Source organism: Mycolicibacterium insubricum (assembly GCF_010731615.1).
Classification (GTDB): domain Bacteria; phylum Actinomycetota; class Actinomycetes; order Mycobacteriales; family Mycobacteriaceae; genus Mycobacterium; species Mycobacterium insubricum.
Window position 1 is genome coordinate 3,028,170 of the sequence record NZ_AP022618.1, and the last position, 12,468, is coordinate 3,040,637.

At 70.1% G+C, this 12,468-nt stretch carries 12 protein-coding genes; 1 reads left to right on the top strand and 11 read right to left on the bottom strand.

The features are described from left to right. Position 1 precedes the first annotated feature (1 nt). Positions 2-850: a segregation/condensation protein A gene (locus tag G6N16_RS14360; protein ID WP_083029055.1), complete on the bottom strand. Its 849-nt coding sequence runs from the start codon at positions 848-850 to the stop codon at positions 2-4. Then, positions 847-1,710: a ParA family protein gene (locus G6N16_RS14365; protein ID WP_083029056.1), complete on the bottom strand. Its 864-nt coding sequence runs from the start codon at positions 1,708-1,710 to the stop codon at positions 847-849. Before G6N16_RS14365 ends, G6N16_RS14360 begins: the two co-directional genes overlap by 4 nt. Positions 1,711-1,824: 114 nt before the next feature. Between G6N16_RS14365 and G6N16_RS14370 the strand changes: the two genes are divergently transcribed. Next, entirely contained in the window at positions 1,825-2,577 is a 753-nt protein-coding gene (locus G6N16_RS14370) for an O-methyltransferase (protein WP_083029057.1), read from the top strand. A gap of 336 nt (positions 2,578-2,913) precedes the next feature. Here G6N16_RS14370 and xerD read toward each other — a convergent pair whose 3' ends face one another. From xerD to G6N16_RS21550, 9 genes are all read right to left on the bottom strand, one after another. Further along, positions 2,914-3,861, bottom strand: coding sequence for a site-specific tyrosine recombinase XerD (gene xerD / locus G6N16_RS14375; protein WP_083029058.1), 948 nt, complete (start codon positions 3,859-3,861; stop codon positions 2,914-2,916). Then, the gene (locus tag G6N16_RS14380; RefSeq protein ID WP_083029059.1) at positions 3,858-4,487 is read right to left on the bottom strand and encodes an NUDIX domain-containing protein; all 630 of its coding nucleotides are present in this window, start codon (positions 4,485-4,487) and stop codon (positions 3,858-3,860) included. The genes xerD and G6N16_RS14380 overlap by 4 nt, the downstream gene beginning before the upstream one ends. Continuing rightward, a complete protein-coding gene (locus G6N16_RS14385) occupies positions 4,480-6,237 on the bottom strand; it encodes a CTP synthase (RefSeq protein ID WP_083029060.1) in 1,758 nt (585 codons plus the stop codon). The genes G6N16_RS14380 and G6N16_RS14385 overlap by 8 nt, the downstream gene beginning before the upstream one ends. A gap of 133 nt (positions 6,238-6,370) precedes the next feature. Next, on the bottom strand, positions 6,371-7,312 hold the full coding sequence (locus G6N16_RS14390) for a copper transporter (protein WP_083029061.1): 942 nt from the start codon (positions 7,310-7,312) through the stop codon (positions 6,371-6,373). Positions 7,313-7,346: 34 nt separating this feature from the next. Further along, positions 7,347-8,531 carry a putative cytokinetic ring protein SteA gene (gene steA, locus G6N16_RS14395; RefSeq protein WP_083029062.1) on the bottom strand — a complete coding sequence of 395 codons (1,185 nt, stop codon included), beginning with the start codon at positions 8,529-8,531 and terminating at the stop codon, positions 7,347-7,349. Positions 8,532-8,705: 174 nt separating this feature from the next. Further along, positions 8,706-10,454 carry a DNA repair protein RecN gene (gene recN / locus G6N16_RS14400; protein ID WP_083029063.1) on the bottom strand — a complete coding sequence of 583 codons (1,749 nt, stop codon included), beginning with the start codon at positions 10,452-10,454 and terminating at the stop codon, positions 8,706-8,708. 28 nt (positions 10,455-10,482) lie between these two features. Continuing rightward, a complete protein-coding gene (locus tag G6N16_RS14405) occupies positions 10,483-11,469 on the bottom strand; it encodes an NAD kinase (protein ID WP_110810695.1) in 987 nt (328 codons plus the stop codon). A gap of 8 nt (positions 11,470-11,477) precedes the next feature. Next, a complete protein-coding gene (locus G6N16_RS14410; RefSeq protein ID WP_083029065.1) occupies positions 11,478-12,284 on the bottom strand; it encodes a TlyA family RNA methyltransferase in 807 nt (268 codons plus the stop codon). A 5-nt stretch (positions 12,285-12,289) separates the two neighbouring features. Next, the gene (locus tag G6N16_RS21550) at positions 12,290-12,460 is read right to left on the bottom strand and encodes a hypothetical protein (protein WP_165756817.1); all 171 of its coding nucleotides are present in this window, start codon (positions 12,458-12,460) and stop codon (positions 12,290-12,292) included. Positions 12,461-12,468: the final 8 nt, after the last annotated feature.

The following is a 12,468-nucleotide window of genomic DNA, read 5'->3' on the forward strand; positions in this document are numbered from 1 at the left end:
GTTAAACCTCTTCGTCCGCGGCGAGGGCCTGTACCAGTTGTTCGGCGGTCGGGCTGTCCCCGGTCCAGGAAATCTGCAGCAGTCCCAGCGCTTCTGGCTGCTCGAATGCTACCGCCCGGGCCCGGTAGAGCTCGAGCAGCGCCAGGAAGCGCCCGACCACCTCGATGCCGGCGGTGCAGTCGGCGACCAACTCGCGGAATGACGCCCACTGCCCCACACCGCGAGTCTCCAACTGGCGCAACAGCTTCTGCGCCTGCTCGGGCACCGACACCATCACCTGATGCAGGTGACCGACGCCGACCGTCGGCACCGGACGCGGGGTGAACACGGCCGCGGCGATCTGGGCGAAGGCCGCGGCGTCGACGCCGATCATCACCTCGGGCAGCAGCCCCTCGTAGCGTTCCTCCAGCGACACCGCACGCGGATAACTGCGCAGCGCCGCGGCCTCCAGCTCGGCGAACAGCTCCGCGACGTGTTTGAACGCGCGGTACTGCAGCAGCCGGGCGAACAGCAGGTCGCGGACCTCCAGCAGCGCCAGGTCCTCGTCGTCCTCGGTCTGACCGGCCGGCAGCAACCGGGCCGCCTTCAGATCCAGCAGGGTGGCGGCGACCAGCAGGAACGCCGTCGTCTCATCGAGCTCGAGCCGGCTGCCGATCTGCTTGGTGTAGGCGATGAATTCATCGGTGACCTGGTGCAACGCCACCTCGGTCACATCCAGGCGATGCGCGAAGATCAGCTGCAGCAGCAGGTCGAACGGGCCCTCGAAGTTCTGCAGCCGAACCTGGAAACCGGTGGACGCCGGCTGTTCGCCCGGCGCGTCCTGTTCGGGTGCGGCCTGGGGCGCGCTCACGTGCCGAAACGGTCGATGACCTCGCGGGCCAACGCTCGGTAGGCCTCGGCGCCGGTGGATTTCGGCGCCCAGGTGGTGATCGGTTCGCCGGCCACGCTGGTCTCCGGGAAGCGCACGGTGCGGCTGATCACGGTGTCGAAAACCAGGTCGCCGAACCGCTCGACCACCCGGGCCATCACCTCGCGAGCGTTCACGGTACGGGCGTCGTAGCGGGTGATCAGGATGCCGCTGATCTCCAGCCGCGGATTGAGCCGGTCGTGCACCTTGTCGACGGTGTCGGTCAGCAGCGCCAGACCGCGCAGCGAGAAGTACTCGCATTCGGTGGGGATGATCACGCCGTCGGCGCAGGCCAGGCCGTTCACCGTGAGCAGGCCCAGCGACGGCTGGCAGTCGATCAGCACGTAGTCGTAGCGGTCCAGCACCGGGTGCAGCGCGCGGCCCAAGGTCTGCTCCCGGCCCACCTCGTTGACCAGCTGGATCTCCGCGGCGGACAGGTCGATGTTCGACGGCACCAGATCCAGCCCGGACACCCGGGTGGTGATCAGCACCTGGTCGATCGACACCCGGGGTTCCACCAGCAGGTTGTGCACGGTGTATTCGAGTTCGTAGTGCGGCACGCCCAGGCCCGCCGACAGCGCGCCCTGCGGGTCGAGGTCCACCAGCAGCACCCGGCGGCCGTATTCGGCCAGTGCGGCGCCCAGGTTGATCGTCGAGGTGGTCTTGCCGACGCCACCCTTCTGGTTGCACATCGCGATGACCTTTGCCGGACCGTGGCTGGTCAGCGGCTTCGGCTCGGGAATGTGACGGGGTGGTCGACCGGTCGGACCCAGCGTGACGTCGTCGGCTGAGCTGTCGGTCACGCCCGTACTCCCCCATCCATCGATCGTCTTGCGGACATTGCTGGGCAGTCTATCCCGCGGGTGGCTGCGGCCGGGACGACCCGCTGGCGAACCCGGGCGTCCTATCCTGGGCGCATGGATCTCAAGCGCAGGATTCCGCTGTTGCGGTGGTCGTTTCTGCGGATGGCACTGGGTGCCCGCAACATCACCACCACCGGTCAGATCGGCGACGGGCGCGAGGCGGCGGCGGTCGACTACGTGCTTGCCAACGCCCGCCCCGGCGACGTCGACGACGTGCTGGCCACCATCGACCGGTTCGCCTACGAGCAGTCGTTTCTGATCAACGTCGGCGACGAGAAGGGCGCGTTGCTGGATACCGCGGTCCGCCGGGCCGACCCGCGGCTGGCCCTGGAACTGGGCACCTACTGCGGCTACTCGGCGCTGCGGATCGCCCGCGCCGCGCCGAATGCTCGGGTGGTGTCGGTGGAATTGGCCGAAGCCAACGCCGCCAACGCCCGCCGGATCTGGGCGCACGCCGGGCTCGCCGATCGGATCACCTGTGTCGTCGGGACCATCGGCGACGGCGGTGCGACGCTCGACCTGCTCGCCGACGAGCATGGCTTCGCCGACGGCACCCTGGATTTTCTGTTCCTCGACCACGACAAGGACGCCTACCTGCGCGACCTGCGCAGCATCCTCGACCGCGGCTGGCTGCATCGCGGGTCGATCGCGGTCGCCGACAACGTCGGGTTGCCCGGCGCCCCGCGGTACCGCAGCTACATGGCCGAGCAGCAGGGTGCGCTGTGGGACACCGTCGAGCACAAGACCCACGCGGAGTACCAGACGCTGCTGCCCGACCTGGTGCTGGAGTCGACGTACCTGGGCTGACCGGGCGGTTCGGCGAGGCTGGCCGGCACGCAAGTGGTCGGTCAACCCAGACGCGGGGGCCGCGCGACCACTTACGTACACGAGCTGTGGACGCGACGCGACAAAACCACAGGTCGCGACCGTCACCCGCCGATAACCGTGTACCTAAGTGGAACCAAACTGCGACGGACGACAGCTGCGAACCGCCCGCAATAGCCCTGGCCGCAAGCCGCAGAGGGGCCGATGTTGCAAAGTGACCTCGCGAAGCGCGCACCCTCCGGATCCGTGTGCTCCACGCTAATCGCGCTCGACGGCCGCTCCGGACGCTTTTCCCCGAACCCGAGCTGCCTGCTCGAACTACCGGGCCCGCGGATGCGCGGTGGCCCAGACCTCGCGCAAGGCATGCACGGTGACCATGGTGTAGATCTGCGTGGTGGTCACCGAGGCGTGGCCGAGCAGTTCCTGCACCACTCGGACGTCGGCACCACCCTCCAGCAGATGGGTGGCGAACGAGTGACGCATGGTGTGCGGCGAGACCGCGGTCTCGATCCCGGCCCGCTCGGCGGCATCGGACAGCACCTGCCAGGCACTCTGGCGCGACAGCCGCCCACCCCGGGCGTTGAGGAAAAGCGCCGGGATGCCGCGGCCGCGGACAGCCAGCTCCGGCCGGCCCCGGACCAGGTAGTTGTCCACCGCGGTCACCGCCGGCCGCCCGATCGGCACCAGCCGCTGCTTTCCGCCCTTGCCGCGCAGCAGTACCGCACGCGCCTCGGTGTCGACATCGTCGATGTCGAGGCCGACGGCTTCGGAGATCCGGGCCCCGGTGGAATACAGCAGTTCCAGCAGCGCCCGGTTGCGCAGGCTCAGCGGCGTCTCGGCCGCCCCGTCGCCGCCGGCGGCCTCCAGCAGCGCCAGCACCTGATCCACGGTCAGGCTCTTGGGCAGGCGCCGGCTCGGGGTCGGAGGTTTCACTGCGCGCGCGACGTCGACGGGCGCGATGCCCTCGGCGGCGGCGAACCGGTGCAGGCCACGCACGGCGATCAGCGCGCGGGCCGCCGACACGGCCGACAGGGGCACCACACCGGCGTCGGGGTCACCGCGGCGCAGGGCCACCAGGAACTCGCTGACGTCGGTCTCGGTGGCCGCGGCCAGGTCCTCGATACCCCGGCCGCGCAGGTGCTCCTGATACCGCCGCAGGTCGCGGCGATAGGAACTCAGCGTGTTGGCGGCTACCGCCCGCTCGATCATCAGGTGATCGAGGTAACCGCGCAGCTGGGTGTCCAGCGGCGTTTCCACGGTGGTCACTGCGGCGTCTCGCGACGACGGGCGGCCAACCGCCAGGGCTTGTCGACCCACTCGGCCTCGACGGGACGGGGCTGGGCGGCTCCGGTCCGCACCGCCCAGGCCGCCAGGATGCCGGCGACGGCCAGGGCGTTGACGATGCGGCCGTCGAACACCATGGCCACCGCCTCGGCCAGCGGGAAGCGCGACACCACCAGGTCGGCCTCCTCGTCGTGACCGGGCGGGCGACCGATCTCGGTCAGTCCGGTGGCCAGGAAGATCCGCACACTTTCGTCGGTGAAGCCGGGGGTGGAGTCGGCGTCGACGAGCACCTGCCAGGTGGCTGCGCGCAGCCCGGCTTCCTCCTCCAGTTCCCGCGCGGCGGTCAGCTCGGGTGCCTCGCCGTCGAGGTCGAGCAGGCCGGCCGGCAGTTCCCACAGCCGCCGGCCGAAGGCGTGCCGGTACTGGTAGACCAGGACGATCTGATCGTCGTCGTCCAGGGCGACGATCGCGACCGCGCCGTAGTGTTCCAGGATCTCCCGGCGCGCCACCGCCCCGCCGGGCATCAACACCTGGTCGGCGCGCAGCGCAAAGATCTTCCCGACGAAAAGTGTTTCGCTGGAGAGGGTTTCGAAATCGTGCTCAGCCACGGGGGTCGGGCTCGAGAATGACGGCGTCCAGCTCGGCGCCGGCCAGCCGGTGGGTACCGAGCTCGAGATTCTCCAGCGGCAGCCGCTCGGCCGCCTTGTAGTCGATGGCCGCCGCGATGAATGCCGCGAACAGCGGGTGCGGCCGGGTGGGCCGGCTCTTGAGCTCCGGGTGCGCCTGGGTGCCGACCAGGAACGGATGCTTGTCGGCCGGGTACTCCACGAACTCCACCAGGTGCCCGTCGGGCGAGGTGCCGGAGAACACCAGGCCACTCTCGGCGATGCGGTCGCGGTAGGCGTTGTTGACCTCGTAGCGGTGCCGGTGGCGTTCGGAGACCTCGGTGGTGCCGTAGGCGCCCGCGACCACCGAATCCGGCAGCAGCACCGCCGGGTAGGCGCCCAGCCGCATGGTGCCGCCCAGATCGGCCTCGCCGGAGACGATCTCGCGCTGGTCGGCCATGGTCGAGATGACCGGGTTGGCGCCGTCGGGGTCAAACTCCTCGGATCCGGCATCGGTGATCCCGGCGGTGCGGGCGGCGTCGACGACGATGCACTGCAGGCCCAGGCACAGTCCCAGCAGCGGCACCCCGTGGGTGCGGGCGTAGCGGATGGCGCCGATCTTGCCCTCGATCCCGCGGATGCCGAACCCGCCGGGGATCAGGATTCCGTGCACGTCGCCCAGGGCGTGCAGCGCCCCGGCGTCGGTTTCGCACTCGTCGGAGGCGACCCACACCAGCTCCACCTTGGTGCGGTGTTTGAAGCCACCCGCGCGCAGCGCCTCAGCCACCGAGAGATAGGCATCCGACAGATCGATGTACTTGCCCACCAAGGCAATCCGCACGCTTTCCTGCGGATCGTGCACGCGCGACAGCAGGTCATCCCACTCCCGCCAGTCGACATCGCGGAACGGCAGATTGAGCCGGCGCACCACATAGGCGTCGAGTTCCTCGCGGTGCAGCACCTTGGGGATGTCGTAGATCGAGGGGGCGTCCGGGGTGGAGATCACGCCGTCCACGTCGACGTCGCACATCAGGGCGATCTTGTTCTTCAGCGGCTCCGGGACGTCGCGGTCGCACCGCAGGATCAGCGCGTCGGGGGTGATGCCGATGCTGCGCAGCGCGGCCACCGAATGCTGGGTCGGCTTGGTCTTCAGCTCGCCCGACGGCTTGAGGAACGGCACCAGGGAGACGTGCAGGAAGAAGCAGTTGTCCCGGCCCACCTCGTGGCGGACCTGGCGGGCCGCCTCCAGGAACGGCAGCGATTCGATGTCACCGACGGTGCCGCCGATCTCGGTGATCACCACGTCGGGCCGGCGGCCCTCGGCATCGGGTTCGGCCATCACCATGATGCGACGTTTGATCTCGTCGGTGATGTGCGGGATGACCTGCACGGTGTCGCCGTTGTAGTCGCCGCGACGTTCCTTGGCGATCACCGTCGAGTAGACCTGACCGGTGGTGACGTTCGCCGAGCCAGACAGGTCGCGGTCCAGGAAGCGTTCGTAGTGGCCGATGTCGAGATCGGTTTCCGCGCCGTCCTCGGTGACGAACACCTCGCCGTGCTGGAACGGGTTCATCGTCCCGGGGTCGACATTGAGATACGGGTCGAGCTTCTGCATGGTGACGGCCAGTCCACGAGCAGTCAGCAGCTGGCCCAGGCTGGAGGCCGTCAGGCCCTTACCCAGCGAGGACACCACCCCGCCGCTGACGAAGATGTGCTTGGTCGCCGTCTGCGAATGCTTGCGAAGCGATGGCACGAGCAAACCTCCGTGGTCCTACGATGCCGGGCAATGATTCACCTAGCCGGGCCTGCCGACCCACGGGAGTTCACCCTAACACCGTCGCGGACAACCCGGCGGCAACGCGCCGTCGCGGCTGCAGCGGGGAGGGTTACTGCGGCACGGTGACGCTGGTGGCGCCCTGGCCGACGCCGAACGCGCCGGGCTTGCCCCCGCCGATGAGTTCGGCCAGTGCCAGCACGGCGGTGATCCGGCCGGCTTCGCTGTCGATGTCGTCGACGCTGGTCACCGCCGCCGACATGCCCGGATCCGAGCGCAGCACAGCCACGGCGCCGGTCCCGGTCGCCGAACCGTCGCGGCCGGCCAGCACGGTGCCGAATCCGTGCGGCGCCATGCCCGCGGCGAACCGGGCCACCGTGGTGCCCTTGTTCCCGGCGTCGTCCCCCAGCGGCCCGCCGGTGACGATCAGCGCCGTGTCGGCGCCGCCGAAGGTCTTGCCCGGATAGCTGATGAAGCCGGTGTCGCGCAGCGCGGTGAGCACGATCTCACGCTGCGCGTCATCGACCTTCGGGGCTTCCGGGTTGCGGTCGTTGAGCAGGGCCAGGCCGAGTACATCCCCGGCCTGGGAGCCCTGGTCGACCAGGGTGGTCTGGCGCTGAGTGCCGGCCGGCAGCAGCACCGAGTTGACCACCGAGCTCAGCTTCTCGGCGGAGTTGGCGTCGACGAACTCGTCGGTGAGAGCGACCGTCGCGGACACCGTTCCGCCGGCCGTGGAGATGACCCGGCGCACGGCGTCGAGGTCGTCGTCCTTGGCATCGGGCGTGCGGAACAACACCACCGAGCGGTCCTTGAGCGCGTCTCGGACCATTCGCGGCGCCATCGCGGTGTTGAAATCATCTGCTGCGGAAAGTTTTTCGTTGATCGCGTTCTTCTGGTCGGTCAGCGTGTTGATCTGGCCGTGCAGGTCACGCTTTTCCTGGCGCATGCTCGACAGCAGCGTGTCCGACAGCAGCCCGGAACCGAGCACCACACCGACGGCGAGTGCGAGAAACACCGCCGCCAGCGAAATGGCATGCGAACGAAGCGAAATCACCAGAGAACCCCGACTCTTCCAGCGGTGTGACGAACTAGCTGACCAGGTGCTGGATCCACAGCGCGAAGCGGTTCCAATAGTCCGCGAGCCAGGTGAACACCACCGTGTCGGTGCGCGAGACCCACAGCGCCACGATGACGGCGATCAGCATCGCCAGCACCAGCATCGCCACCGCCCCGCCCGAGATCCGGCTGCGGTACAGGGTGGCCACGGCCTTGGCGTCGACCAGCTTCTCCCCCACCTTCAGCCGGGTCAGGAAGGTCGACGGGTTGCTGCGCTGGCGACTGCGGTCGAAGAATTCCTCGATGCTGGCGGTGTGGCCGGCGGTGACGATCAGCGAGGCACCGTGATGGTCGGCCAGCAGCAGCGCCAGGTCGGCGGCCGAACCGGCGGCCGGGAAGGTCATCGCCCCGACGCCGAGGTCCTGGATGCGCTCCAGGCCGGGCGCGTGCCCGTCTGCGTCGGCGGGCAGCACCACCTGGGCACCGCACTTGAGCGCCTCGGCACTGATCCGCTCGGGGTCACCGACGATCAGTTCGGGGCGGTAGCCGGCCTTGCGGAGCAGGTCGGCGCCGGCGCCGACACCGATCAGCACCGGGTGGTACTCCTTGATGAACGGCCGCAGCGCGCGCAGGTCGTCGGCCGCACCGGCCTCATCGGCAACCACCACGACGTGCCGGCGGTACAGGTCGACGTCGATGTCGGGAATCCCGATCCCGTCGATGAGCAGCGGGCTCTCACTGCGGATGAACTCGATGGTGTTTCCGGCGAACGCCTCCAGATGCTCGACCAGGCCGCTCTTGGCCTCGTGCATCTTGTCGGAAATCTCCTCGTCGTTGCGCTCGTGGCCCAGCACCAGCCGGCGGTCGCCGTGGTAGATCCCGCCGTTGTGCAGCCGGACCCGGGCCCCGTCCTTGACCTTCTTGAAGACCTCGGAACCGGTGTCGTCGATGAGGGTGATGCCGTTGGCGACGAGCACCTCCGGCCCCAGGTTCGGGTAACGACCCGAGATCGACGACGACGCGTTGACCACCGCGGCGACGTTCGCGTCGACCAGCGCGTCAGCGGTCACCCGGTCCAGGTCCAGGACGTCGATGACCACGATGTCGCCCGGTTCCACCCGGCGCAGCAGCCGGTCAACGTCACGATCGACGCGCGCCGTGCCGGTGATACCGGGGCGCGAACCTGCATTCCGGGAGAGCAGCGCAGACATCTTCATGACGCCCGATTGTGTCCGCCGTCGGCCGATTTACCACGGAGGCGCGCCGTAACACTGGCAACATGAGTCATATCCCGTCACATTTGCAACACGGTTGCGGCTTCGTGATCCCACACGTGGCTACCCGGACAGGACTCGAACCTGCGGCCTATCACGTCGGAGGCCCCAATTGGGTCAGTTCAATTCACCGCGGGCGGTGTCGAGCAGCTCGCGCGCATGCGCCCGGGCGGTGTCGGAATCCCCCAGCCCAGCCAACATCCGGGCCAGCTCGGCCACCCGCTCGTCGTCATCGAGGCTGCGCACCACGCTGGCTCCGCCGCCGGCGGCCGTCACCACCAGATGCGTATCGGCGTAGGCCGCCACCTGCGGCAGGTGGGTGACGACGATGACCTGGTGGGTGCGGGCCAGCCGGGCCAGCCGGCGGCCGATCTGTACCGCAGCGCGACCACCCACGCCGGCGTCCACCTCGTCGAACACCATGGTGGTCCCGGCCGTGGACGCGGCCAACACCACCTCCAGCGCCAGCATCACCCGCGACAGCTCACCGCCGGAGGCACTCTTGGCCAGCGGCAGCACCGCCATTCCGCGGTGCGCGGTGAAACCGAATTCGACGGCGTCGGCGCCGTCCGGCCCCGCCTGCACGGTCTCCCCCGACGGCAACCGCAGCGGCGACCGGTCGTCGGGACCGGCCGGGGTCGACGACACCGCTACCGAGAACTCGGCGTCGGCCATCGCCAGACCGCCGAGTTCGGCGGTGACGGCTTTGGCCAGGCCGGTGGCCGCCTTGGTGCGTGCCTTGGTCAGCGCGACGGCCGCCGCCGCCACCCGCGCCGCGAGTTCGTCGACCCGGTGCGCCAGGGCGGTCAGGGCGTCCTCGGAGACGTCCAGTTGGGCCAGCCGCCGTCGGGACTCCTCGGCCCAGGCCAGCACGCCGTCGACGTCGGCGGCGTATTTGCGGGTCAGGGTCCGCAGCTCGGCCTGTCGCGACAGCTTGGTCTCCAGTGCCGACGCGTCCGTCGGCAGTCCGGCCAGGTAGCCGCCGATCTCGCCGGCGGTCTCGGCGACGACGGCCAGCACGCCGCCCAGCGGCTGGGCGAGATCCCGCAGGGCGGGGTCGTCGCTGTTCTCCAGTGCGGACCGGGCCGCCGCGATCGCCGCCTGCGCGCCGGCGCCGCTCGTGGGATCGTCCGGATCGCCGGACAGCGCCGCGCGGGCTACCGCGGCCGCCTCGCGCAGGGCGTCGAGTTCGGTGAGCCGGCGGATGTCGGCGGTCAGTTCGGCGTCCTCACCGGGCTGTGGCGCGACGGCGTCGACCTCGGTCAGTGCGAACTTCAGCCGGTCGGCCTCCTGCGCGAGCTCCCGGGCGCGCCCGGTCCGTTCCAGCAGATCGCTGCGCGCGGCCCGCCACTCGGCGCGGGCCTGCCGGTAACGCTCCAGCAGATCGGCGGTGCCGGCGTAGCGGTCCAGGGCGGCGCGCTGCTCGTCGGGCCGCATCAGCCGCAACTGATCGTTCTGGCCGTGCAGGGTCAGCAACTCGGTGGTGAAACCACCCAGGGTCCGAGCCGGGACCCCGCGCCCGCCGAGCGCGGCGCGCGACGGGCCCTCCCGGTTCACCGAACGCATGGCGATGATGCTGCCGTCGTCGTCGCGGTCGGCGCCGGCGTCGACCAGCATGGCGTCCACCCGGGCGGCCAGGTCGGCGTCGATCTCCGCAGTGGTGAAGCGCCCCTCCACGACCGCCCGGGTGGCGCCCGAGCGGACCCGGTCGGCGTCGGCGCGGGCCCCGCCGAGCAGGTGCAGACCGGTCACCACCATGGTCTTGCCGGTTCCGGTCTCGCCGGTCAGCACCGTCAGGCCGCGGTCGAACTGCGCATCGGCGGCCTTGATGGCGCCGAGTGAGTCAATGCGAATTTCGACGAGCACGTGTGTTGTTCCCCTTGTCGGCGCGGCGCTACTGGGCGCGCCAGCCGGTCACCGGAAGCCGGAACTTCTCCACCAGCCGGTCGGTGAACGGCGCGCTGTCCAGGCGCACCCACAGTACCGACGTCGCACTGCGACACACCTCCAGCCGAGCACCGGCCGGCACCACCATGTCGCGGTGCCCGTCGCAGAACACCATGGCGTCGTGCCCGGGCGCCTCGACCTCGATGGCGATCATGGCCGCCGGGCTGGTGACCATCGGCCGGGCGAACAGCGCGTGCGCGTTGTTGGGCACCACCAGGATGGCCTCCAGGTCGGGCCAGAGCACCGGCCCGCCGGCGGAGAATGCGTAGGCGGTGGAACCCGTCGGGCTCGATACCAGGACCCCGTCACACCCGAAGGTGGAGACCGGGCGGCCGTCGATCTCGACGACGACGCCGAGCACGCCGAGGCGGGTGCCCTTTTCCAGGCTGGCCTCGTTCAGGGCCCAGCCGCGGTCGATGATCTCCCCGTTGTGCCGCACCGCCACATCCAGCGTCATCCGGGATTCCACCCGGTAGTCGCGCCGGATGACCCGCTGCAGCACCTCGTCGATGGCGTCGGCCTCGGCTTCGGCGAGGAAGCCGATCCGGCCGAGGTTGATGCCGAGCACCGGGATTCCGGCGTTGCGGGCGAGTTCGGCGGCGCGCAGGAAGGTGCCGTCGCCGCCGAGCACGAGAACGAGCTCGGCGCCGCCCGCCGGGTTCGGCGAGGAGTGTTGTTCTCCGAGCACGAGGCCCGGCGCAGACGAACCCGCCGGGTTCGGCGAGGAGTGTTGTTCTCCGAGCACGAGGCCCGGCGCAGACGAACCCGCCGGGTTCGGCGAGCCCTGCTCGACGGCCTCCGGTGACAGCACCCGTAATGCGATGCCGTGCTGCAGCAGGGTCTTCTCGACCCGTTCGGCGACGTCGTTGGCCACCTCGCGGCCGGTGTGCACGACGAGCAGGATGCTGCGCTCGGCGTCGGTCGGGATATCCATCGGGCGGTTCATTGCGGCCCCTCGGCGACGGCGTGTTCGATGGCGGCTGCCAGCTCCAGATCGCGAAGCGAGGACGCGCCGGCGCGCCGCAGCCAAAGGAAGTACTCGACGTTGCCCGACGGGCCGGGCAGCGGCGACGCCGTGACGCCGACGGTCCCCCACCCCAGTTCGGCGGCTCGGACGGCCACCGCGAGCACCGCGGAGGCGCGCAGCGCGGGCTCGTGCACCACGCCGCCGGCCCCGACTTGTCCCCTGCCGACCTCGAACTGCGGTTTGACCATCGGGACGATGTCGGCGTCCGGCGCGGCGCAGGACGTCAGCGCCGGCAGCACGGTGCCCAGCGAGATGAAGGACAGGTCGGCGACGATCAGGTCCACCGGCCCGCCGATCGCCTCGGGTGTCAGATCGCGGACGTTGGTGCGCTCCAGCACCACCACCCGGGGATCGGAGCGAACCGGCCAGGCCAGTTGGCCGTAGCCGACGTCGGCGGCGACCACCTCGGCGGCGTCGCGGTCCAGCAGCACTTCGGAGAAGCCGCCGGTGGAGGCTCCGGCATCCAGGCAGCGGCGACCGGCGACCTCGATTCCGAACGCGTCGAGGGCGCCGATGAGCTTGTGTGCGCCGCGGGACACCCAGGTGCGTTCCCCGTCGGCCACCGTCAGGGCAGCGGTGACCGGCACCGAGGTAGCGGGTTTGACGGCCGGCATGCCGTCGATACGGACCCGACCGGCGTCGATCAGCTCGGCAGCCTGCTGGCGGGATCGGGCCAGGCCGCGACGCACGAGTTCGGCGTCGACGCGGGCGCGCCGGGTCACCGCGGTCAACCCTTCTCGACCGATTCCAACGCCGTCACCAGCAGCTCATGGGCCTGCTCGAGGCGTCGCGCCAGCTCGTCGATATCGGCGTCGGCAGAGTCCGCCGCGTCGACGTCGGGCAGCTCGGCCAACAGGGAGTCGACGGCGGCGCGCAGCTGGTCGGGTTCTTCTGTCATGTCGGCTC

Coding starts and splice junctions, on each gene's coding strand:
- steA (WP_083029062.1), bottom strand. CDS start 8,531: ATGAAGATGTCTGCGCTGCTCTCCCGGAATGCAGGTTCGCGCCCCGGT.
- G6N16_RS14405 (WP_110810695.1), bottom strand. CDS start 11,469: ATGGATATCCCGACCGACGCCGAGCGCAGCATCCTGCTCGTCGTGCAC.
- G6N16_RS14370 (WP_083029057.1), top strand. CDS start 1,825: ATGGATCTCAAGCGCAGGATTCCGCTGTTGCGGTGGTCGTTTCTGCGG.
- G6N16_RS21550 (WP_165756817.1), bottom strand. CDS start 12,460: ATGACAGAAGAACCCGACCAGCTGCGCGCCGCCGTCGACTCCCTGTTG.